The organism is Rhodococcus gordoniae, assembly GCF_001646655.1.
Taxonomy (GTDB): domain Bacteria; phylum Actinomycetota; class Actinomycetes; order Mycobacteriales; family Mycobacteriaceae; genus Rhodococcus; species Rhodococcus gordoniae.
Window position 1 is genome coordinate 1 of sequence record NZ_LPZN01000084.1, and the last position, 1,735, is coordinate 1,735.

The following is a 1,735-nucleotide window of genomic DNA, read 5'->3' on the forward strand; positions in this document are numbered from 1 at the left end:
AAAGCGGATCCCCTCCTCAAAACCGAAGGGCCCCAACTGTGTGGGTCCCCTTTCGGAACGGGTGTTCGGCGGTGTCCTACTCTCCCACACCCTGTCGAGTGCAGTACCATCGGCGCAGACAGGCTTAGCTTCCGGGTTCGGAATGGGACCGGGCGTTTCCCTGTCGCTATGGCCGCCGTAACTCTATGAAACAGTAACCACGCAGAACATCGACAACCCTGCTACCGCAGGATCTTCGATATCTGTGTGTGTTGTTTCAGATACCGCACAGTGGACGCGTAACATCTTCGTGGTAAGTCCTCGGCCTATTAGTACCGGTCACCTCCACCCATTGCTGGGCTTCCAGTTCCGGCCTATCAACCCGGTGGTCTGCCGGGGGCCTTACCCCCTCGAGGGGGTGAGAAACCTCATCTTGGAACAGGCTTCCCGCTTAGATGCTTTCAGCGGTTATCCCTTCCGAACGTAGCCAACCAGCCATGCCCCTGGCGGGACAACTGGCACACCAGAGGTTCGTCCGTCCCGGTCCTCTCGTACTAGGGACAGCCTTCCTCAAGTTTCTAACGCGCGCGGCGGATAGAGACCGAACTGTCTCACGACGTTCTAAACCCAGCTCGCGTGCCGCTTTAATGGGCGAACAGCCCAACCCTTGGGACCTACTCCAGCCCCAGGATGCGACGAGCCGACATCGAGGTGCCAAACCATCCCGTCGATATGGACTCTTGGGGAAGATCAGCCTGTTATCCCCGGGGTACCTTTTATCCGTTGAGCGACACCGCTTCCACATGCCGGTGCCGGATCACTAGTCCCGACTTTCGTCCCTGCTCGACCTGTCAGTCTCACAGTCAAGCTCCCTTGTGCACTTGCACTCGACACCTGATTGCCAACCAGGCTGAGGGAACCTTTGGGCGCCTCCGTTACATTTTGGGAGGCAACCGCCCCAGTTAAACTACCCACCAGGCACTGTCCCTGAACCAGATCATGGTCCGAGGTTAGAGGTCCAATACGATCAGAGTGGTATTTCAACAACGACTCCACCCATACTGGCGTATGAGCTTCACAGTCTCCCACCTATCCTACACAAACCGAACCGAACACCAATACCAAGCTATAGTGAAGGTCCCGGGGTCTTTTCGTCCTGCCGCGCGTAACGAGCATCTTTACTCGTAATGCAATTTCGCCGAGTCTGTGGTCGAGACAGCAGAGAAGTCGTTACGCCATTCGTGCAGGTCGGAACTTACCCGACAAGGAATTTCGCTACCTTAGGATGGTTATAGTTACCACCGCCGTTTACTGGGGCTTAAATTCTCAGCTTCGCCACCGAAGTGACTAACCGGTCCTCTTAACCTTCCAGCACCGGGCAGGCGTCAGTCCGTATACATCGTCTTACGACTTCGCACGGACCTGTGTTTTTAGTAAACAGTCGCTTCTCTCTGGTCTCTGCGACCACCCCCAGCTCACGGAGCAAGTCCGGTCACCGAGCGTGGTCCCCCTTCTCCCGAAGTTACGGGGGCATTTTGCCGAGTTCCTTAACCACAGTTCTCTCGATCGCCTCGGTATTCTCTACCTGACCACCTGTGTCGGTTTGGGGTACGGGCCGTGTACCAACTCACTAGAGGCTTTTCTCGGCAGCATAGGATCACTGAATTCCCCTCAACGGGTACGCATCACCTCTCAGGCTGCATGAACGGCGGATTTGCCTACCATTCGCCCTACCGGCTTACACCAGGTATTCCAT

At 56.2% G+C, this 1,735-nt stretch carries 2 rRNA genes; both read right to left on the bottom strand.

Annotated elements, in window-relative coordinates:
• Window positions 1-63 precede the first annotated feature (63 nt).
• Window positions 64-180 (bottom strand): 5S ribosomal RNA (gene rrf, locus A8G18_RS21765).
• Between the two features lie 108 nt (window positions 181-288).
• Window positions 289-1,735, bottom strand: a 23S ribosomal RNA gene (locus tag A8G18_RS21770); the annotation flags it as partial.